16 protein-coding genes are annotated in these 21,611 nt (G+C 42.5%); 11 read left to right on the top strand and 5 right to left on the bottom strand.

Going from position 1 to position 21,611, the window contains the following annotated elements; genetic code table 11:
• Positions 1-668: 668 nt before the first annotated feature.
• On the bottom strand, positions 669-1,328 hold the full coding sequence (locus AC1XUD_RS16835) for an ABC transporter ATP-binding protein (protein ID WP_483362195.1): 660 nt from the start codon (positions 1,326-1,328) through the stop codon (positions 669-671).
• 88 nt (positions 1,329-1,416) lie between these two features.
• On the opposite strand from AC1XUD_RS16835, the gene sucC reads away from it, so the two are divergent.
• The 3 genes from sucC to AC1XUD_RS16820 all read left to right on the top strand — a co-directional run bounded on the left by sucC (position 1,417) and on the right by AC1XUD_RS16820 (position 3,772).
• Positions 1,417-2,640, top strand: coding sequence for an ADP-forming succinate--CoA ligase subunit beta (sucC, locus tag AC1XUD_RS16830; protein ID WP_483362194.1), 1,224 nt, complete (start codon positions 1,417-1,419; stop codon positions 2,638-2,640).
• Between the two features lie 264 nt (positions 2,641-2,904).
• Positions 2,905-3,630, top strand: coding sequence for a CotH kinase family protein (locus tag AC1XUD_RS16825; RefSeq protein ID WP_483362193.1), 726 nt, complete (start codon positions 2,905-2,907; stop codon positions 3,628-3,630).
• Positions 3,518-3,772: a T9SS type A sorting domain-containing protein gene (locus AC1XUD_RS16820; protein WP_483362192.1), complete on the top strand. Its 255-nt coding sequence runs from the start codon at positions 3,518-3,520 to the stop codon at positions 3,770-3,772. Before AC1XUD_RS16825 ends, AC1XUD_RS16820 begins: the two co-directional genes overlap by 113 nt.
• Here AC1XUD_RS16820 and AC1XUD_RS16815 read toward each other — a convergent pair.
• The 3 genes from AC1XUD_RS16815 to AC1XUD_RS16805 all read right to left on the bottom strand — a co-directional run bounded on the left by AC1XUD_RS16815 (position 3,752) and on the right by AC1XUD_RS16805 (position 7,473).
• The gene (locus AC1XUD_RS16815) at positions 3,752-5,080 is read right to left on the bottom strand and encodes a GntP family permease (RefSeq protein WP_483362191.1); all 1,329 of its coding nucleotides are present in this window, start codon (positions 5,078-5,080) and stop codon (positions 3,752-3,754) included. The two genes, AC1XUD_RS16820 and AC1XUD_RS16815, sit on opposite strands and share 21 nt — an antisense overlap.
• Positions 5,081-5,104: 24 nt before the next feature.
• A complete protein-coding gene (locus AC1XUD_RS16810; RefSeq protein ID WP_483362190.1) occupies positions 5,105-6,256 on the bottom strand; it encodes an alpha/beta hydrolase family protein in 1,152 nt (383 codons plus the stop codon).
• Between the two features lie 332 nt (positions 6,257-6,588).
• Positions 6,589-7,473, bottom strand: coding sequence for a diacylglycerol/lipid kinase family protein (locus AC1XUD_RS16805; protein ID WP_483362189.1), 885 nt, complete (start codon positions 7,471-7,473; stop codon positions 6,589-6,591).
• Between the two features lie 44 nt (positions 7,474-7,517).
• On the opposite strand from AC1XUD_RS16805, the gene AC1XUD_RS16800 reads away from it, so the two are divergent.
• The 8 genes from AC1XUD_RS16800 to AC1XUD_RS16765 all read left to right on the top strand — a co-directional run bounded on the left by AC1XUD_RS16800 (position 7,518) and on the right by AC1XUD_RS16765 (position 20,540).
• Positions 7,518-8,528 carry an App1 family protein gene (locus AC1XUD_RS16800; RefSeq protein ID WP_483362188.1) on the top strand — a complete coding sequence of 337 codons (1,011 nt, stop codon included), beginning with the start codon at positions 7,518-7,520 and terminating at the stop codon, positions 8,526-8,528.
• A 29-nt stretch (positions 8,529-8,557) separates the two neighbouring features.
• Positions 8,558-9,733, top strand: coding sequence for a trans-sulfuration enzyme family protein (locus AC1XUD_RS16795; protein WP_483362187.1), 1,176 nt, complete (start codon positions 8,558-8,560; stop codon positions 9,731-9,733).
• 133 nt (positions 9,734-9,866) lie between these two features.
• Positions 9,867-10,553, top strand: a complete 687-nt coding sequence (locus AC1XUD_RS16790; RefSeq protein WP_483362186.1) for a response regulator transcription factor — start codon at positions 9,867-9,869, stop codon at positions 10,551-10,553.
• 25 nt (positions 10,554-10,578) lie between these two features.
• On the top strand, positions 10,579-11,946 hold the full coding sequence (locus AC1XUD_RS16785; protein WP_483362185.1) for a sensor histidine kinase: 1,368 nt from the start codon (positions 10,579-10,581) through the stop codon (positions 11,944-11,946).
• Between the two features lie 276 nt (positions 11,947-12,222).
• Complete coding sequence (locus tag AC1XUD_RS16780) at positions 12,223-13,470, top strand: TolC family protein (protein ID WP_483362184.1); 1,248 nt, start codon at positions 12,223-12,225, stop codon at positions 13,468-13,470.
• A gap of 60 nt (positions 13,471-13,530) precedes the next feature.
• The gene (locus AC1XUD_RS16775; protein WP_483362183.1) at positions 13,531-14,625 is read left to right on the top strand and encodes an efflux RND transporter periplasmic adaptor subunit; all 1,095 of its coding nucleotides are present in this window, start codon (positions 13,531-13,533) and stop codon (positions 14,623-14,625) included.
• Positions 14,626-14,810: 185 nt separating this feature from the next.
• Positions 14,811-17,909: an efflux RND transporter permease subunit gene (locus AC1XUD_RS16770; protein ID WP_483362182.1), complete on the top strand. Its 3,099-nt coding sequence runs from the start codon at positions 14,811-14,813 to the stop codon at positions 17,907-17,909.
• A gap of 219 nt (positions 17,910-18,128) precedes the next feature.
• Positions 18,129-20,540 (top strand): ABC transporter permease, encoded by a 2,412-nt coding sequence (locus tag AC1XUD_RS16765; protein WP_483362181.1) that lies wholly within the window; start codon positions 18,129-18,131, stop codon positions 20,538-20,540.
• A gap of 76 nt (positions 20,541-20,616) precedes the next feature.
• Here AC1XUD_RS16765 and AC1XUD_RS16760 read toward each other — a convergent pair whose 3' ends face one another.
• Entirely contained in the window at positions 20,617-21,504 is an 888-nt protein-coding gene (locus AC1XUD_RS16760; protein WP_483362180.1) for a hypothetical protein, read from the bottom strand.
• Positions 21,505-21,611 lie beyond the last annotated feature (107 nt).

Raw genomic sequence — 21,611 nt, 5'->3', positions numbered from 1 at the left:
TCTACACATATTTTTTAAGCTAGATTCTATCGAAAAACAATCCATATTTACGAGTTTATTTAAATTGGAATCTTCACTTTCTGATACATTTATACTTACAAATTCTACAATAGTGGGTAGTACAAGTCACTTCCACAAGTTTTCAATCGCGTATTAATTGGCTGAATATATTTCGGTAACTGAAATCCCATAGCCATTCTATCAACTTAATAACTTCGCGGCTTCATATACAAATTCACCAATGCTCTACGATCAGCAGGGAAACATGCCAATGCGCAAAAAATGCACGTATAATCATCCTGAAGTCTGACAAAATGATGATATTGAGAAGATGCAGATTGCTTAATATATTGATAATGCGCGCAATACCACATCAGAAGGGCATTTTCGTTGAAGCTGGCATTTCATATCAACTTATCAGCTAAAAAACTATATCCAATTAATATGAGATCGTAAAAGGAAAATAATTTAAGCTGTTAAAGGATTTGGCTTTGATAGATCTCTAAAAAAATGGAAATTATGAACTGATGACAAAAAAATAACCGTCCGGAAAATCCAGACGGCTATCTACTTTACTCAACGTTATGAAAAACTTCGCCATTATGACGGTGATGTATCTAGACAGTCACATGAATTGTAAAAAAAAATTAAATTATTTTTTTCAGTCATTAAATTATTCTCCCATCCTGCATAACCAATCGCCGGTCTGCCATCTCTGCGAGCTCTTCATTATGAGTAACAATGATAAATGTATGTCCGAAGTCGTCCCGGAGTTTAAAAAACAGTTTATGTAAATCAAGTGCATTCTGAGAATCCAGATTTCCACTGGGTTCATCTGCTAATATTATCGACGGTTTGTTCAGTAACGCACGCGCAACTGCCACACGTTGCTGCTCACCCCCTGACAACTGGGACGGAAGATGTTTAATCCTGTCGGAGAGCCCTAATAATTCCAAAAGTTCTGTTCCCCTTTTTATAATTTCCTTTTCATTCGCTGTCTTTTGAATGTATCCCGGCATGCAGACATTTTCGAGTGCAGTGAACTCGGCAAGCAAATTATGAAACTGAAAAACGAAGCCGATCTTTTCATTCCTGAACTTGGCGAGCTCTTTATCCTTTATTTTCGAAAGATTCGTATCCTGAATCCAAACGTCTCCCCCATCCGGTTTGTCGAGTGTCCCCAATATCTGAAGAAAGGTACTCTTCCCTGCACCCGATGGCCCGACGATAGCAACGACTTCCGCTTCCTCCGCTTCAAAGTCAATTCCCTTTAAAACCTGCAATGAACCGTAGTTTCGTGTGATGCCACTGGCACGTAGTAATTTCATGAATCGAAAAGATAATTGGGCAAAAAAGTATCCCCGTTTTGATTAATTCCTTAATTTGCCATGAAAATACCAATTTACTTTTACACTCATGAATATTCACGAATATCAAGGCAAAAGCGTTCTTAAAAAATATGGCGTGCGGATCCAGGAAGGACTCGTAGCGGATACTCCCGATAAGGCGGTTGAAATGGCGCGTGAGCTTAGCCAACAAACTGGTACTAAGTGGTATGTGGTTAAATCTCAGATTCACGCCGGCGGACGCGGAAAAGGTCAGATCGTTGGAACTGAGCAGCGTGGTGTTGCGCTTGCAAAATCAATCGAGGATGTTCGTACTATTTCAAAAAACATTCTTGGCAAAGTTCTGGTAACACATCAGACTGGCCCTGAAGGAAAACGTGTAAACAAAGTGTTGATTGCCGAGGATGTATATTATCCAGGGCCGTCGGAGCCGAAAGAATATTATATATCCATTCTCTTGGACCGTGCAAGAAACTGTAACGTGATCATGGCCAGCACCGAAGGCGGTATGGATATAGAAGAAGTTGCAGAGCATACTCCGGAGAAGATCATGAAGGAATGGATTGATCCTAAAGTAGGTCTTCAACCATTTCAGGCTCGTAAAGTGGCTTTTGCTCTTGGATTGGAAGGCGATGCTTTCAAAGAAATGGTAAAATTCATTGGCTCACTTTACAAGGCATATGTAGAAAGTGACTCTTCGATGTTTGAAATCAATCCGGTTTTAAAAACATCTGATAATAAAATTTTGGCTGTCGATGCAAAAGTCGATTTGGACGACAATGCATTATATCGTCATCCGAACCTTGCGGAAATGCGTGATACCAACGAAGAAGATCCTTTGGAAGTTGAAGCCGGTGCAAATAACCTGAACTACGTAAAACTGGATGGTAACGTAGGATGTATGGTGAACGGTGCTGGTCTTGCGATGGCTACAATGGACCTTATTAAGCTTTCTGGTGGTGAGCCCGCCAACTTCCTGGATGTTGGGGGTGGCGCGAATGCTCGTACCGTTGAAGCAGGTTTCCGTATTATTCTTAAAGATCCGAACGTAAAAGCGATCCTGATCAATATCTTCGGTGGTATCGTTCGTTGCGACCGTGTTGCGGCTGGTGTTGTGGAAGCATACAAAGCCATTGGAGAAATTCCTGTTCCGATTATCGTTCGTCTACAAGGTACAAACGCCGAAGAAGGTGCAAGAATCATTAACGAATCTGGCTTGAAAGTTTTCTCCGCAATTGAATTCAAAGAAGCTGCTGCTAAAGTTTCTGAGGTATTGGCAGACTTAGGCCTTTAAGAAAAGCAAGAAATTCGAGTATCTATATGAAAGGATGGTGTGCAAACGCCATCCTTTTCTTTTTACCCATTAATAAGACAAGCTCCGAAATTCAATAATTTATTGGTATATTATTTGTAATTGTATAATTCCCCCTCTACCAACATCGTGCAAAACTGATATGAAAACTGCATGGGCCAAACTTCAGCGACATGAGAGAAAACTTTTCTTTCAATAATTACGATCGCCCTTATACTAGTAGCTGAAATATCAACGGCTCAACTCATGCAGTTGACGGATATCCCTACGATTTATATTACTACCGACGCAGGTGCGCAAATTGACAGCAAAGACGTTTACGTTCCTGGAACGCTTACAGTTATTGCCCCGGAAAGTACCCTCGGAAAATATTCAGGTCCGATCGAAATTCGCGGTCGCGGAAACTCCACCTGGTTTTTCCCAAAAAAGCCTTACCGTATTAAACTCGACTCCAAAACCAACCTGCTGGGGATGCCCTCCAAGGAGAAGAAATGGGTGTTGCTGGCCAATTATAGGGAGAATACCCTAATCAGAAACTCGCTCGCATTCGAAATAAGTAATCGGGTTGGCCTAAGCTACAGCAGGGTCTCTTATCCAGACCGAATCCTACCGAGAGGAAGAAGATATCAATTTTCAAACACCGCAAGCCAATCGCATCGCCATCAAATATCCGACGAGGAGGATATCAATCAGGCGCAAATCGACTATATAAAAAACCATTTGATCGATTTTGAGAATCGCCTCTTTTCACCTCAATTTCTGGATCCGGTTTCCGGGTACCGGCCTTATATTGATCGCGATTCTCAGGTAAATTGGTACATCGCATGTGAGTTGACCGGAAATTCTGATTCTTTCACAAGTGTATTCATGTACAAAAAAAGAAACGATCCAAAGATCTTACTTAACCCTGCTGAATCAATCTGGGCGTCTGGTCCAAACATTTCCAATCGAAGTTCAAAAAGGAAAAAATGAGCATCGTTTCGATACCAGGAATCTTTCGGCAGGAATATATAATATGCAGTTTGAAACTGAGGGGCAGGTTATTGTTAAAAAGATATTGGTCTTGCCGAAGGAATGTTCAGTTCCCCATAATTCACACCAGCACAAAATATAACGCTATCGTCGTCATGATACTTACCAGTCCTTGTAAACCAGTCAGTATTGTATGGGATTTGTAGGCATCCTGCGGGGGAATGCCGGTAAATTGTGAAACGACCCAAAACCATGCATCATTGGAATGAGAAACGACCATCGCACCGCTCCCCACCGCCATCACGACTAATGTTATTTGAGTGCCGGTGACAAAACCCATCGATGGCAGCAATGGGGCTAATATACTCGTCGTCAGAACCATCGCCGAAGTAGTAGAACCCTGGGCAGTTTTGAAAAAAGCCGCGACCAAAAAAGCGATTAGCAATAAGGAAACCCCCGATAGTTGGTTGGTGGTTAGCCATTCACTTACCAAATGCTTCAATTCAGTTTCTTTCAAAATTGCTCCGAAAGCACCTCCTGCTCCAACCAGCACCAGCGTTGTGCCGCAGTGATTGATTCCGTCTTTAAAGCAACCTATCATCTTGTTTAAACTGTCTGTTGGAAACAGACTGTAACTGAAGAATATAGCCAGCAGAAAAGAAATCAAAGGACTTCCCAACAATGTCATCCATTTAACAACTTCGGCAGGAAACTCCATGATATGAGCAACGGACGCCAGTGTGATCAGTAAGATGGGCAATACAATAGGCATAAACGCCTTCCACGCATTAGGCAAGCCTCTTTCCAAATCGTCAGTTTGTACGTGTGCTTCTTCTTCAATTTTGATCTGACCTCCATATTTATTTGCAAACCACGACGCTAAAAACAAACTGGGGATTGACACGACCAATCCTATAATAATTACCAAACCCATCGAATGGCCGATTCCCAAATTTCCTGCTGCAGAAACCGGTCCGGGGGTCGGCGGAACGAGTGTGTGAGTCGCGAATAATCCTCCGGAAAGTGCCAGCGCAATGGTTGCCAGTGGTTTACCAGTTCTTTTGGCAACAATTTTATTGAGATTATGAAGGATAATGAAGCCGGAATCACAAAAAACAGGTATACCGACAATAGCACCAATTACAGCCATTCCCAAAGCCGGTCTTTTCGCTCCAAAAAGTTTCAATATCACATCTGCCACTTTAATAGCCGCACCCGACTGATCCAATATCGAACCAATAACACAGCCCAAAATAACCATCAAGCCTATTTTGGCCATCAATTCGCCAAACCCCTTCCCTATCGTCTCTGCCAGTTTGTCTACAGGCATTCCTGCGGCTATTCCGACACCTATCGCTGCCAGCAACAAGCCAACCAAAGGATGAAGCTTCAGAACGGTCGAGCTCAGAACGATGAAAATAATGGCAAGACAAACAATCAAAATAATCATTCGAAACCAGGCTGTGTGTGAATACTATAAAAGACCAAGTACAGCCTCGTCTCCAATAACAGCGTTTGCCGGTCGCTGATGCGCAGCGTCAAAAACTTCCAATTGCTTAACTTCCAAAACTTTGGCAGGATTTTCGTCAATTTCGCCTTTCGAATCAGACACAGCCCTTAAATCCAAACCCAATTTTTTCGCCATGAAGACATACATAGCCTTGCGCTTGCTTGGTCCATAATCATGCTTTTCGTCAGGTAAATGTACATTTTCGACATTCTCAGCCTTGCCGTAAAGCTTGTATATACCTTTGATATACGGATACTCCACTTCAGGCGTATTTTTAGTCCAATCGCCACCGTCTGATATTAGTAACATAGGTCGTGGGGCAGCAATTGCAGCAATTTGTACATTATTGGTTTGATATGCTCCTTTTTTATGAATCGGAAGTCCACTCTCACAAACACATCCGCCGAAGAAATACGCAGAAACCATCACCGCAGGAACCGCGACTTTAACACGCTGATCAAGTGCAGTTAATAAAAAGGTTTGAGTACCACCGCCCGATTCTCCGGTAACGGCTATACGATTCAGATCGATATTGGGCAAACTTGAAATAAAATCAAGTGATCGAATCGCATTGATAGTCTGCAACTTAAGTGCTTTCGCCATGGTATGATCGCATTGCCGCGAGTCGCCCTGACCCACCATATCCCACACGAATACAACTGCTCCCATACGGGCAAGTGTTGCACAGCGTTTTTGTGTTTGTTCGCGGAATCTTCCATGCGGGTTTTCTCCGTGTCCGTGCGGACATAAGATCCCTGCGTAAGATGTTAGCTTTTTGGTGGGTTTATATAAATTACCGGTAACATATATCCCTGGCATACTTTCAAAATATACCTTTTCGATAGTATATCCGTCCATCTCCATTTTGCCCCATATCACTGGTTTAGAGTTGGATTTCGGCGGCATTGTCTCCAAATCCATCCCCGCCAGAATTTGCTTTTTAATCTCCGCAGATCGTGTTGACCAAGCCTCCTTTGTCTCATATGTATGGGTGTCCAAAAATTCCTTGCCCTGCGCTTCGGTAAAATAAGCGCCCTGACACAGCTCCGGTTTTTGGCCAAATGTGATGGAATGAGAAATGAAAAGTGAAAAAATGGCGATGTAGATCTTTTTCATTACTTGTCGGCAGTTAATGTTTTAGCTTCGGTCCGTCTCACGGTTAGCTTTTAGCTTTTAGCTTTTAGCTTTTAGCTTTTAGCTTTTAGCTTTTAGCTTTTAGCTTTTAGCTTTTAGCTTTTAGCTTTTAAGAGCAAAGACATTTTGATAATCTTATACTTATACTCAAACATCATAATTTGCCTGGGTGAATATCGAACGCCATCTTTTTCCGTAAGATGGTCGCCACTTTTCTAATTAAATGACTTAGCACCCCTGACCATATCACGACAACCCTTGACTCAACGAATATTACTGTCGATCAGAACGAAAATACTACCGAACAAGAAATATCAAGCTAGCGCAGGCACAGCAACCCGGACGAACTCCGGGATGATATTGACCTGAAAAGAACCCAACTCTCCCTTGTACTCTCCATCAATCTGGAAGTGTACGTCCCTGTCGAGGCATTCTATCAACGCACTTTTAACCGATATCACCTGCATGATTTCCGGGTTATAATCCGTTACGCCTGTCAGCACCTTTGCTGTTTCGATAAAATCCAGCTTTGTAGCAATCACCAGTTCAAAAAAGCCATCCGACATATTACCATTTGGGTTGATGCTTACGCCCGTTCCGTACTTTCGGGCATTGGCGATAATGACGATGAGTACATTAGATTCTATAATACCCTCTGAAGTGGTGATGCGCACATCAAAGTTTTGGTGCTCGCTCAACGTTTTCATTACCTCACGCATATATCCAATCTTGCCCCTACCCTCGCCGCTCTCGTAATTTTTTATCAATAAGGCATTTAGCCCTATGTCGCTAAGATGAAGACTAATTTCATCATTAATAGACACGGCGTCAATCAATTGACTATTTTCTCCCATAGCAATCGCAAACGCTTCGGGCAAGGACGAAGGTATGCCGAAGTCCACTGAAAGCCCATTTGCGGATCCGGCCGGTACAATACCTAAAATCGTATCTAAACCCCGAATAGCCTCAGCGATCATCGTAATGGTGCCGTCACCTCCCGCTGCAATCACCCGTTCAGGCTTTACATTCTCAACCAAAGCCCGAATATCTTCAATATCATTTTCACCGTCCGTGTAGTGAATTCTTAAATCAAAACCGTCATTTTTAGATATTTCAATCGCCGTCTCTAAAATCAATTCCTTCTCAATACCGCCCGAAATCGGGTTAACAACTAACAAAATCTTTCTTTCTGCTGACATATTATATAAATTGGGGTGTTTATTGGGAAGTATAAAGAGACGTTATGGCGGGTTGCGATTTGAAATTATACAGGGGTTATGCGAATAAAACAGAGTTGGTGGTTTTTGGTCATGTGGTTGAAAAGTATCCGAGTGGCGATCATAAATACAATCGTAAGGGTTTCAGGTATGCTCGTACAATAATTCAGCTTTTTTCTATAAAAACTATACCGAATATCACTGTAACGCTAAATATCGGCAATACCACCTTCAAAACTCAAAGCGAATATGACGGTTATTTCCGCTTTCAGGTGCCGTTACCTGCCGAATTAGAAAGTGGGTGGCATACCTACTCATCTAGTATTCAACACAATATAAATGGTAAACAAATTCAAGTAACTAAAGAGGAAGAATTTTTTATTCCCTATCAAAGTTCATATGGAATTATCTCCGATATTGATGACACTTTTCTGATTTCACATAGTCGCAAATCCTTCAAAAAGCTTTTTTTACTGCTATCAAGAAATGTGCAGGCGCGGAAGCCGTTTGATGACGTGGTTAATCATTATCAGCTTTTGTCATACGCCAGTACTCAGCATCCTCATACAAATAACAACATCTTTTTTTATGTCTCCAGCAGCGAATGGAATCTATATGATATGATTGTCCGTTTTGCACAATTGAATGGTTTGCCAAAGGCCATATTGAAATTAAAACGAATTAAGTCAGGTCTCGACGATTTCATTACCACTGGTTCGGGCACGCACGACCATAAGCTTCGCAAAATCCATAATATCGTTTCTTTTTATCCCGAGTTGCAATTTATTTTGCTCGGCGACGATACGCAGCATGATCCTCAGTTATATTCGCAAATCTGTCAGGAATACCCTGAGCGGATCAAAGCGGTATATATTCGGAAAACCAGACGAAGAGTCAAGACCTCAACAAGCACTGCATTGAAAGAAATAGAAAATCTGGGCATTGAAATTTGTTATTTTGAACACAGTAATAAAGCAGTACTTCACTCCTTAGAGAAAGGTTTGGTGTTCCAGGCACCAGTCAAAAGTGAAGAATAATCCAGTGTAGCCTTCATATATATTCAATTTTGGAAAATCTGACACAAGATATTTCGTTCATTATAAACGAGTTAGCAGAAGACAGAAGTTTATATTACAACGCGGTCGCACCGCCAATTATCCAAACAAGCAATTTTGTTTTCAACGATTTCAAGTCGCTGAAACAGGCGTTTGACGACGAAGACTCTGCCTATTTATACTCACGGGGACGAAATCCGACGATTGAAATATTGCGTAAAAAACTCGCAGCACTGGATAATGCTGAAGATGCTTTGGTATTAAACAGCGGTGCATCGGCCATATATGGTGCGGTGTTAGCATCTGTCAAAAGCGGTGATCATATTGTGTCAGTTCAAAGGCCTTATACCTGGGCAAGAAGGCTTTTCGATAATATGCTTCCCCGATTTGGTGTGACGACTACCTATATTGACGGCACGAAAATCGAGAATTTCGAAAGCGCGATACAGTCGAATACAACTTTGATATATCTGGAGTCCCCCAATTCCCTGACTTTTGAAATACAAGATCTGGAAGCGGTGGCAACCCTGGCGAAAAAGCATAATATTACTACCATTGTAGACAATAGCTATTGCACTCCCCTATACCAAAGGCCTCATGCTCTGGGGATTGACCTTTGTCTGCAGTCGGCTACCAAATACCTTGGCGGGCACAGCGATACCATAGCCGGCGTATTGACTGGCTCCAAAGTGATGCTAAACAAAATTTTCAATGAGCAACTTTTGAACAATGGATCAGGTATATCGCCGTTCAATGCATGGCTAATTCTGAGAGGTTTACGCACCCTACCACTACGACTGAAACATATTAGCGATTCGACTAAAAAAATTGTAGCTTATCTGAAAACTCATCCGAAAGTTGAGAGCATCATTTTTCCGGATGATGAGGACTATCCGCAACTTGAATTGGCCAAACGTCAAATGAGCGGCGCTGGCGGCCTTTTTTCGATTGTTCTAAAAGCTGGTTCTTATGAATTGATAGAGAAATTTACTTATCAGCTTCAACATTTTTTGGTTGCGGTCTCCTGGGGTGGGCATGAATCGCTGATATTGCCCCAGGCAGCAGGAATAGGACCTGAAGCTTTTGATGCACAAGACCCATCACACCGCCTTGCAAGAGTGTATATCGGGCTGGAAGATACGGATTACCTCATTGCCGATTTAGAACAGGCACTGGCAATTCTTTAGCTTTTAGCTTCTAGGGGTAAATCACTGGCTGACAACCTTTTACTGCTACAATATATTTTCTTTCAATTTACACAGCTGAACATCAACTTTTTACTTTCAACACTAACACCTCACCGCTAATAACCAAAAGCTCATGAAAAAAATACTGATTGTAGAAGATGACCGCCGGATTGCTCAGAACATCTTTCGCGGACTTGCGTCCGAAAATTTTGAAGCAGAGGTGGCTTACGACGGTATTACCGGGAAACAGCTTGCACTTGAGAAGAGATTCGATTTGATATTGCTCGATGTAAACTTGCCTGGCATGAGGGGATATGAAGTCTGTCAGCAGATCAGAATTTATAAGCCTTCTATTCCGATCATCATGTTGACAGCATATGGGGAAATTGAAGACAAGGTGGAGGGACTGGAGAAAGGAGCTAACGATTACATTGTTAAACCATTCGATTTCAGAGAGTTACTGGCTCGTATAAATGCGGCATTGAGGGTATCAGATCTATTAAACCCCGAGACACCCAGCCAAACTTTACGCATTGCAGATCTGGAGCTTGATCTGGGTACAAAGCAGGTGACGAGAGCGGGAAAATCTATTGAGCTTACAGCAAAAGAATTCGCTTTGCTTGAATATTTCCTGACACACAGAGGAAGAGTCGTATCCAAAATGGATTTAGCAGAACATGTGTGGCATCTCAACTTTGACCCAGGCACCAACGTTGTGGAAGTATACATCAATTATTTACGTAAAAAAGTTGATAAAGACTTCCCTGTAAAGCTTATACATACACGGCCAGGAATGGGGTATATCATGAAGGAAGAATAAAACAAGTCGCTGACTAAGTGAACAAATGAAAATTAAAGATCGTATTGCCCTTCAATTTACGGTGCTGGTTGCCATCATTTTGCTTGTTTTCTCCGCTGCGATCTATAGTATCTCCGCCCGATTCCGGCAGGAGGAATTCTTCGATCGGCTTAAAAGTAAAGCCCGGACAACATGTCGTTTGCTGGTCAAGGTTAACGGTATTGACAAGGATCTTTTGAAAATGATTGATCAGAATACCCTCACCGAAATGCTGGACGAGAAAGTACTGATTTTCAATACTAAAAACGAACTGGTTTATTCGAGTGTAGACGACAAGTTGATTAATTACCATACGGATCTCCTCAGTCAAATTCGAAGCAAGAAGGAAATCGAGCTTGTGCAAGGCGATAGCGAAGTGATTGGATTATTATATGAGGAAGGCGCAGAACCGTTAGTTGTTTTAGCATCTGCATATGACAAATTCGGGAGAAGCAAACAGACCAATTTGGTGAGTACCCTGGCCTGGGGGCTTTTTGTTGGAATCGGCATCACAGTCGGTTTGGGCATTTATTTCGCTGGGAACTCCCTTAGGCCTATCACGAGTATCAACGAACAGGTTTCTCTGATTACAGCGCAAAATCTATCTCAAAAACTGGACGAAGGAAACCGGAAAGACGAAATCGCTCAACTAGCCATTAATTTCAACAATGTACTGGGACGTCTGAATCTGGCATTTGAGCAGCAAAAAAGCTTTGTTTCTCATGCATCACATGAGCTCCGAACGCCTTTGGCGGCATTAAAGTCAGAGATACAACTTGGTCAGCGCTTTATCAAATCGGACCCAAATCTGGAAGAAGTTTTCAATAACCTATTTTATGATACCGAAAAACTGATCAGTATTACCAATAACCTTCTTTTTCTAGCGCGCTCATATGAGAATTTTGGGCGGATGAAGTTCGCGCATGTTCGTATAGAAGATGTAATGTTTATGGCGCAGGAGGAAGTGATATCTTCCCATCCAGAATACTGTATATCGATTGATTATGAGGCGATTCCGGAAAGTGAAAATTATACTTTGATAGAAGGAAACGAAGAATTGCTGATTCGGGTATTTGCCAATCTGATGGATAATGCGTGCAAATATTCTGATGATTCGACAGCTCGGCTGCTGATATCTACAAACGACCAGCATTGTGTCGTGAAGGTCATCGATAATGGAATAGGAATCAGCGAAGGTGATTTGGCTCAAATTTTTAATCCGTTTTTCAGGGCGACCCATAGCGCTGATTTGCCCGGATATGGCATAGGGTTAAGCATATGTCAGCGTATTGTTGAACTGCATCACGGAAAAATCACGGCATCAAGTACACTGGGCAAAGGGAGTGAGTTCACAGTCGAATTTGATCATGTCTGATTTCCTTTTTCGTTAGCGACAGTAAGAGAGGGCGTGATAGATCAGGCTATTGATTGCCACAAAGGCTCGAAGTCAGGACGAATATTATTAATTATCACGTTAGCCTTGGTTTTTTTGCGACTTAGTAGCTGAAAAAAAATTGACCAAACATTCGAACTCCTCACATCTCACAAGCCTTCAAAATCCTCATTTCTTCATTCTAATTTTTTTCTAACCTTATTCTAAGGCTCCTGTAATACCGGGATGCGAATATCGCACTGTTCTAACAAAAGAATTATGCGATTTCTAATAACCGGACTTTTAGTAGTCACCTCTTTATGCCTTCACGCCCAGGACACGCTCCGGCTTTCTGTTCAAAATGCAGACAGCCTTTTTCTGGCAAATAACCTTTCACTTCTCGCCGAAAAATACCAGATAGAAGTCAGCAAGGCAGCTGAAGCTCAGGCCAAATTGTGGGACAATCCGAATCTTGGTATCGAATTCAGTGCTTATAATCCTTCGCGAGGTTTTCTGGATGTTGGAAGGCAGGGTCAAAAAGCAGTGACGCTGCAGCAAATGTTTCTAACTGCGGGTAAAAGAAACAAGAGAGTTGCGCTCGCTGCGGAGGCATCCCGAATGAGCGAATTCGAGTTCTATGATTTGATGAGAAATCTCAAGTTCGAACTTCGTCAGATATTTTTCGAATCTTATTTCCTGAACCAGACTATCACCCTGCTTGACAATCAGATCGCGACACTTCAAACCACTGTCAATGCATTCGAAAAAGAGTATAATCGCAATAACATATCCCTAAAAGAGGTGGTACGTTTGAAGGCTTTACTGTTTCAACTGAACAACAATCGCGCCGATATTCTATTCGAAATAACTGACAATCAAAGAGATATCAGGAATCTTCTGCAAATCAACACGCCTGTCATCCCACAGGTACGACCCGAGGATCTGCTTCACTATAAAATTGACAGTACGACGCTTACCTCGCTGGAAGACAAAGCACTTGCCGCCCGCGCGGATTTAAAAGCGGCTAACTCGGCTACCAAACAAGCCGAACTGAACCTTCAGTTGCAAAAGGCATTGGCTGTTCCAGACTTCCAGCTGGGAGCCATATACGACCAGTCAAGTAACTATGTAAGCAACTATTTCGGGGTCAATGCTTCGATGGACTTACCTCTTTTCAATAAAAACCAGGGCAATATCAAAGGTGCAAAAAGCCAGATCAGTTACTACAAAACGGCTGAAAATGCGAAGCAAAGAGCCATTATCAATGAAGTGGACGGCGCTGTTCGAAAAGTGAATATTGCTGACGACGTATTAAAACAGGTTGAAGGTCGATTCGCGGGCCAGTTTGAATTGCTGAACAAGGGTATATATGACAACTTCCAGAAGCGGAATATCACTTTACTCGAGTTTATCGACTTCATCGAGACTTACAACGACAGCATCAGAGAGTATAACAGACTACAGGCGGATAGGATAAAAGTTTATGAAGAACTCAACTATCTCGTTGGAGAAGAGCTATTTAACTAATATCAAGAAACCACTTTGCCCATATCAATCCGACAAGGCCCAATTTTAAAATCCAATAAAATGAAAAATATCCCCGTCCAATTTATCCTTCTCAGCGTTGTAAGCATCGGCCTTGTTTGCTGCGACAACAAAAAAGTGTCCGACGACGATGAGGCCAAGGCCTTTATGCTGTCAGACACGATGATGCACCGTATAACACTCGACACCGTGAAAACCGAGGCTGTCCGGAACGAACTGACGCTGGTCGGAAAGGTGGTTCCTGACGAAAATAAAGTCATCAAGATATATCCGCTTGTGGGTGGAAATGTCGAAAATGTAAATGTCGAGTTAGGCGATAATGTAAAAAAAGGGGAAACGCTGGCGACCATCCGCTCCGGTGAAGTGGCAGATATTGAACGGCAAAAAATTCAGGCGCAATCGGATTTACTAATAGCACAAAAGAATCTGACTTCAACGCAAGATCTGTTTGAAAGCAAGTTAGTACCTGAGCGTGACGTAATTACGGCAAGCAAATTGGTCGACAAAGCACAAGCGGAACTGGACCGTGTGAAAGAGATTTCAACTATATATGGATTGGGAAATTCGACAACATATACCGTTCGCTCTCCCATCAGTGGATTTGTGATTGACAAAAACGTAAACCGTGGCATGCAGCTGCGTTCCGATAACTCCGAAAATCTGTTTACCATCGGTCAAATTGCCGATGTGTGGGTTATGGCCAATGTAAACGAAAGCGATATTCCGAAAATCAGGCTGGGAATGGAAGCCAGTGTTCAGACGATTAGCTTTCCGGATGAAATTTTTAAGGGAAAAGTTGACAAGATATATAATGTGCTGGATCCTGAAACCCGTGCCATGCAAATTCGTATTCAACTTCAGAATGTCGGGTTTAAACTGAAACCTGAAATGCACGCGACCGTTTCCCTGAATTTCGCGGAAAGTGAATCAATGCAGGCAATTCCGTCACAGGCGATCATATTTGACAGAAGCAAGAATTACGTCATGATATTCCACAGCCGTACCAATATCGAAACGCGGCCTGTGGAAGTATATCGCTCCCTTTCAAACCGCACCTATATCAAGAGCGGCCTGAAAGATGGAGAAACGGTGATTTCAAAAAATCAACTACTTGTATACGATGCGCTTAATGATTAATGATCATACAAATGATTGAATTTCGAATGAGTGATTATTGTCGATCATCTCAGACGCCCCGGCATTCACTAGTTTGCTAATTCAATTGTTTGTTATCTGTAATCCCGGCTTTTTCCATTATTCACTCATTCGTCGATCGCGACCCCGGCTCATTCACTCATTTTCTCATTCAAAATTAAAACAGGATGAATAAATTCATAAGGGGGATTGTTGGCTTTTCTTTGAAAAACCGCTTCTTCATATTCTTCATCACGGGGCTGCTCATTGTTGCCGGGGTGATCAGTTATCAAAATACGCCGCTGGAAGCATTTCCAGACGTAACCAATACCCAAATCATCATTGTAACCCAATGGGATGGGCGCAGTGCGGAAGAAATAGAACGGTTCGTAACGGTGCCGATTGAGGTAGCGATGAACTCGGTTCAGCAAAAATCCAACGTGCGGAGTACTACCATGTTTGGTTTGAGTATCATCAAAATCATTTTTGATGACGGCGTTGAAGATTTCTTCGCCAGGCAACAGGTCAATAATCAGCTCCGGAATATATCGTTGCCGGAAGGTGTGGAGCCCGACGTGCAGCCGCCGTATGGACCAACCGGAGAGATATTCAGGTTTACACTTAAAAGCAAAGACCGCGATAGCCGTGAGCTGCTGACGATCCACAATTGGGTCATTGACAGACAATTAAGAAGTATACCCGGTGTAGCCGATGTGGTTGCTTTTGGTGGTCGCGACAAAATATATGAGGTACAGGTAAACCCGACAAAGCTCGCAAAGTATAATATCACACCGTTGGAGGTATATCAGGCCGTTACGAAAAGTAATGTCAACGTTGGTGGGGATGTGATTGAGAAAAACGGACAAGCATACGTGGTTCGCGGGATCGGGCTATTAAACTCAATTCCTGATATCGAGAATATTATTGTCGAATATGTAAAGGACAATCCCGTACTGGTGCGTGACGTAGCCGAGGTAAAAGAGTCAGACATGCCTCGCGTAGGACAGGTTGGACTAGACGGAAATGATGATGTTGTGGAGGGGATCGTAGTTCAGCGAAAAGGTGAAAATCCGAGCGAAGTATTGGCCCGTATCAAAGACAAAATCGAAGAACTGAATACAAAAGTTCTGCCTCCGGACGTCAAAATGGTCACTTTCTATGATCGTGACAATCTGATCGAGTTTTGCGCGCATACTGTAAAACACAACCTGATTGAAGGTATTGTCCTTGTAACGGTTATCGTTTTTCTCTTTATGGCCGACTGGAGGACTACCGTTATCGTTTCCATTATCATTCCATTGGCATTACTTTTCGCCTTTATGTGCCTTAAACTGAAAGGTATGTCTGCCAATCTGCTATCGATGGGGGCGATAGACTTCGGGATTATCATTGACGGTGCCGTCGTGATGGTCGAGGGGATATTTGTGGCACTCGATCACCTTGCACATAAGAATGGAATGGATCGGTTCAACAAGCTAAGTAAGCTCGGATTGATCAAAAAGACAGGCGGAGAGCTTGGAAAAGCAATATTCTTCTCCAAATTGATCATTATCACAGCCCTGATTCCGATTTTCAGTTTTCAGAAAGTGGAAGGTAAAATGTTTACCCCTCTGGCATATACTTTGGGTTTTGCCCTACTTGGAGCGTTGTTCTATACATTGACGCTCGTGCCGGTTCTCTGCTCCTTTTTATTGAGTAAAAATGTGAGGGAAAAGAGCAATCCGATTGTCCGGTTTTTTGATAATACTGTCATCCGCGGCTTCGAGTGGTGTTATAAACGTAAGAAACTGAGCGTATTATTGGCGACCATATTCCTCGTAACGTCATTATTTTCCGCAAAACTTCTAGGTACAGAATTCCTTCCAACTCTAAACGAAGGGGCGCTATGGGTGGAAGCTAAAATGCCGATGAGTACCTCTCTCACTGAAACCGTAAAAATGGTGAAAGTACTTCGGGCAAAGCTGAATGAGTTTCCGGAAGTAAACGGGGTATTATCGCAAACCGGACGTTCCAACGACGGTACGGACCCATCCGGTTTCTATTATGTTCAGATGCAGGTCAACCTGAAGCCAAAGGATGAATGGAAACGCAAAATCACCCAGGATCAGCTGATTGACGAAATGGACAAAAAGCTGAAACAGTTTCAGGGGATCAACTATAACTATTCCCAACCCATTATCGACAATGTGGCAGAGGCTGTGGCAGGTATGAATGCCAGTAACGCGGTTAAGATTTTCGGAGACGATCTGGAGACATTGAACGACAAAGCCAATCAGGTGTTGGAGGCCATCAAAAACGTCCCCGGAATTAAGGATGTCGGGATCCTCCGAAACATCGGCCAGCCTGAAATCCGCGTGATTTTGCATGATCACAAAATGGCACAATATGGCGTAAGTACCGCAGACGTTCAGGCGGTTATCGAAATGGCAATTGGCGGAAAAACGGCTTCCATTTTGTATGAGGGTGAACGTAAATTTGATATCCGTTTACGTTATCAACAGCAATATCGTCGCGACGTCACCGACATTCAGCATCTGATGGTTCCGACGCTGACGGGCGGCAAGATACCATTGAGTGAAATCTCAACTATACAGACAATCACAGGACCAGCCTTCGTATATCGGGATAATAACAAGCGCTTTATCGGAGTGAAATTCTCAGTAAGAGAAAGAGATTTGGGAAGTACCATAGCAGAAGCGCAGCAGAAAGTGAAGCCATTGCTGAAATCACTTCCAAAAGGATATTCGGTGAGCTGGTCAGGAGAGTTTGAAAATCAGGTGCGGGCAACGGCACGTTTGGGGCAAGTTGTACCTATCAGCCTCATCGGGATTTTCATATTGCTCTTTATCATGTTCAGTAATGCCAAAGACGCCGGTTTGGTTTTGATCAATGTGCCTTTCGCGCTGATCGGAGGAATTCTTGCCCTCCATATCACCCATATGAATTTCGGGATCTCGGCAGGCGTGGGTTTCATCGCGCTCTTCGGGCTCTGTGTCCAGAACGGAGTGATCCTGATTTCGGTCTTCAATAAGAACCTCGCCTCTCATATGCATCTCGATGAGGCAATTCGAGAGGGTGTAAAATCCCGAATCCGACCAGTAATCATGACTGCACTAATGGCTGCGATCGGTTTGCTTCCGGCAGCCACATCGACCGGTATTGGATCAGAAACGCAGAAACCGTTGGCCATCGTAGTAATCGGAGGTTTGATCACCGCAACGGTATTGACACTGATGATATTCCCCATTATATACGGATTCTTCTATCGAAAAAAGAGACTGATGTAATCCTCAAAAGGAGATTAATATAATCCACTCTTAATTTAAAAGTGAGTCCCCGCCATGTGAATGGCCGGGGATTTTTTTATGATCGTCAATTCAATCTTATTTAATTAACTATAAGCATTTTACAATTCCTTACGAGGACAAACAGGAACAATTTGTAAGTATAGTTGAAGATACCTATCTTGGATAAGTGTCATTGAATCGCGCTTCACGACAAATTATATGATCAAAAATTATTTTTCTATCGCTCTCCGAAGCTTTCGAACAAACCTTCAATACACTTTCGTAAATCTTGCAGGGCTGAGTGTCGGTTTGATGAGTGCGTTTTTAATCATTGCATATCTCACCTATGAACTGTCGTTTGACAAGCATTATTCCAACTCCGACAGAATTTATCAAATCATCAGTGAGGAAAAGGGAACCGAACCATTTATTAAAACAGCTGAAGTCCCAGACGTCCTTGGGGCGACTCTTAACGCAGAATTTCCTGAAATAGAAGACCATACTGCTTTCTCGGATTTTGAACAAACAGTGTGGGTTGGTGGGAAACCACATACACTGAATTCGGTGATAGGATCCTCCAATTTCCTGAAAGTATTTAATCTCCCTTTTGTTTACGGAAATGCATCTACCAGTTTTTCTCGACCGCAATCGGTAGTACTTAGTCAAAAAGCGGCGGAAGAATTATTCCCCGGAGAAAACCCCATCGGAAAAACCATTAACTACTCAAAAAATTCCCCACCAGCATACACAGTAACAGGCTTGATCCACGATGTTCCTTCCAATACAATTTTCAAAGCCGATATTATTTTTGAAATGAATAAGGATAATGCTCCAAATACATTAGACTTTACATCCTACAGCGCTTTCGGAACTCAGTATATTCTTTTAAAGCCAGAGGGTGATATTGGGAAATTGCAACAAAAAATGAGTGGGTTTCTCGCAAAATACAAGACAAACCATAAACAAAATATAGGCTTTATAAAACTTACCGATTTGCACCTCCGAGCATCTGATATTAGCAGTGAGGTCGACAACATTGTCAATATCAAATACATATATATCTTCGCAGGAGTCTGCCTGCTTATTCTGGCCATAGCGTGTATTAATTATATCAACCTCACAACCGCCCGTTCCCTGCAAAGAATTAAAGAGGTGGGTATTCGTAAAACTTTGGGGAGCAGCACGAAGCAGCTGGCGTTCCAGTTTATCGGCGAATCCTTTTTGTTCTTTGGAATCGCCCTAATGACGGCGATGCTATTGAGTTCTTTGGTCTGGCCGTTTTTTATCTCGATGTTAAATATTCAATTACCACTATCCTACCTTTTCAGCCTTCCAAACATCTCATTGTTCGTTACTTTGGGTCTAATCTCAGGTATCCTTTCGGGCGTTTATCCGTCTCTCTTTATAAGCCGAGCTCAGCCAGCAGGTATATTAAAAAATGATCAACAAGGTCTCCCTTTGAATTTTGGTTTGAGAAAAGTCTTGATCGTTACCCAATTCTCGTTAGCAACTATTCTGATTATTTGTACCCTTGTGATATGGGATCAATTTGAATACCTGAAAAACCGACCACTGGGTTTCGATAAGCACCATTTATTGTTTCTCCCGTCAGTGAACTTAGAAAATCATCAATCCGCGTTCAAGAAAGAACTTACAGACTACCCGAATATAGCGTATGTAAGTTTTTCGAATATTAACATGGGCGGCGGTTTCGGCACTTCCTCAAGTATGCCCAATCCATCTGATACTACCAAACGCCTAGATTTTGCATTTATAAGTGCAGATTTTGATCTCGTGAAAACTCTAGGAATTAAATTAAAAGAAGGTCGTCTGTTTTCGGAAAATATTACCCGTGATGCAATTGATTTTGACTCACTTGCCTCAAAAAGCAAGGATCCAGGCATTTACGCATCGAGGCCTATCGTTGTTTCAGAATCAGTGGTAAAGGCCTTAAATATTACTAAACCAGTGAATTATGTGGTTCGTCAGGGTGCGCTACAAGGAACAATCATTGGTGTCGTTAATGATTTTCAGCTGACTACCTTAAAAGAGAAGAGCCCATTATTGGTATACCAACTGCTACCCAAAAGTACTTTTGCTCTTACTTACATCCGCATAGAAAATAACAATCTGCCCGAAACGCTAAGTTATATCGAAAATGCGTGGAAGACATTTTTCCCGCAGGAGCCTTTTAAATATACCTTCGTCGATGACAAACTTGAAAAGCTATATGCGTCCGAACAGCGGCAGACACAGATATTCACCTACTTTGCATCAATTGCCATTATCATTTCCGGTATTGGTCTGTATTGTCTTGCTTCATTGGTAGTAAAACAGCGAAACAAGGAAATCGGTATTCGGAAAGTAATGGGTGCCTCGGTCTCAAATATTACGGTTATGATATCCGGCGATTTTTTGATACTGATTGCCACAGCTTTGATCATAGCGTTTCCTGTCGCCTATTTCGCCATGGACCAATGGCTGCAGGATTATCCATTTCGGATTAATATGGAATGGTTCACTTTTGCTATTGCCGCTATTTTAACGGTCTCGATAGGCATACTCACAGTAGGACTTCAGGTAATTACCGCCGCAAAGGTTAATCCAGTGAAAAGTTTGAAATCAGAATAGCAACTCATGTTGTTTAAAAGTCAAATCCCCGCCAAGTGAATGGCAGGGGATTTTTCTAGTGGGTTATTCAGAAAACCTATATGCCACTACTGGAACTTTTAGGAGTACTTCCCGATACACTACCAAAATCATACCCCAGATGGAGCATATAGCGTAAGGAAAGTCCAAAACTCCAACCGGTTCCATTGCCTTTGATAACAGATTGCTCAGTCTCGACACCATTTACGGAATAGGCCAGATTCGTTGTCATTGAATCCGTAAAACCCCACTGTTTACGCGCGTATATACTCATATCCAGCAACTTGGAAAGCTTCACTACATACTCGGCAGACGCTTCCGCCAGCAACGTGACACCACGATTTGCATAGGTATCACTCGTCATAAAAAGGGTATCAATTCCCTGCCTTCTTCCTCTTTCCTTATAGCCGGAGAATTCCATGTAACTTTTCTGTTTCCCCGAATTGGGAATAACCACCCCGCCAGCTCCCAACCAAAAGGCAGACTTTCTGGACTCTGACTTTCCAAAAATCAACCTCCGCTTTCCACGAATAGTGATCATGTTCTTATCGTTTTCGAGGCGGTATATGAGCGGATTGTCTCCATTAATAATCAACACGTTATGGACAGCCGCTCTGTCATATTCCAGTTCGGCTGTCCAATTCTCGCGCGCCACCCATCCGAGACTAGCACCAAAGGCTGCCACCGTTGGAGACTGGGTATCAATTAATCCATCAAAAGTGTTCGAGATTGTGTTCTCATCATTTCTTAAAAAGCCTTCAAGGCCAACGTACCAACGGTTTCTGATCTTGACTTCACCCGTCGATTTTTTAAGGAATGATTCGGTTGTTATTTTCTTCCGGCTAAATTCTCCCGGAATCGTTTTACGATAATAATCCGAAGTCGACTGGCCCGAGGCATGACCCAAAATTAGCAGTGTAAAAAAAAGGGTAAAAATGGCTCTCATAATATTCGCTGGAATATTCTGGAATACGCAGGGCTCCCGAAATTCGTTGCAAAAATATGAACGGATCTCATTTTTTGATTCAACTTCAAAACATAATACGAAAGTTT

This window comes from Dyadobacter sp. HNCC25DJ184 (genome assembly GCF_056895215.1).
Note: the sequence above shows the minus strand (reverse complement) of the source record. Positions and strands in the feature narration are given on the sequence as shown.

Bases quoted from the DNA above. Each gene is read 5' to 3' on its own strand.
- AC1XUD_RS16760 (WP_483362180.1), bottom strand. From the start codon at position 21,504: ATGAGAGCCATTTTTACCCTTTTTTTTACACTGCTAATTTTGGGTCAT.
- AC1XUD_RS16790 (WP_483362186.1), top strand. From the start codon at position 9,867: ATGAAAAAAATACTGATTGTAGAAGATGACCGCCGGATTGCTCAGAAC.
- AC1XUD_RS16835 (WP_483362195.1), bottom strand. From the start codon at position 1,328: ATGAAATTACTACGTGCCAGTGGCATCACACGAAACTACGGTTCATTG.
- AC1XUD_RS16780 (WP_483362184.1), top strand. From the start codon at position 12,223: ATGCGATTTCTAATAACCGGACTTTTAGTAGTCACCTCTTTATGCCTT.
- AC1XUD_RS16770 (WP_483362182.1), top strand. From the start codon at position 14,811: ATGAATAAATTCATAAGGGGGATTGTTGGCTTTTCTTTGAAAAACCGC.
- AC1XUD_RS16805 (WP_483362189.1), bottom strand. From the start codon at position 7,473: ATGTCAGCAGAAAGAAAGATTTTGTTAGTTGTTAACCCGATTTCGGGC.
- AC1XUD_RS16765 (WP_483362181.1), top strand. From the start codon at position 18,129: ATGATCAAAAATTATTTTTCTATCGCTCTCCGAAGCTTTCGAACAAAC.
- AC1XUD_RS16785 (WP_483362185.1), top strand. From the start codon at position 10,579: ATGAAAATTAAAGATCGTATTGCCCTTCAATTTACGGTGCTGGTTGCC.
- AC1XUD_RS16815 (WP_483362191.1), bottom strand. From the start codon at position 5,080: ATGATTATTTTGATTGTTTGTCTTGCCATTATTTTCATCGTTCTGAGC.
- AC1XUD_RS16810 (WP_483362190.1), bottom strand. From the start codon at position 6,256: ATGAAAAAGATCTACATCGCCATTTTTTCACTTTTCATTTCTCATTCC.
- AC1XUD_RS16825 (WP_483362193.1), top strand. From the start codon at position 2,905: ATGCAGTTGACGGATATCCCTACGATTTATATTACTACCGACGCAGGT.
- sucC (WP_483362194.1), top strand. From the start codon at position 1,417: ATGAATATTCACGAATATCAAGGCAAAAGCGTTCTTAAAAAATATGGC.
- AC1XUD_RS16775 (WP_483362183.1), top strand. From the start codon at position 13,531: ATGAAAAATATCCCCGTCCAATTTATCCTTCTCAGCGTTGTAAGCATC.
- AC1XUD_RS16800 (WP_483362188.1), top strand. From the start codon at position 7,518: ATGGCGGGTTGCGATTTGAAATTATACAGGGGTTATGCGAATAAAACA.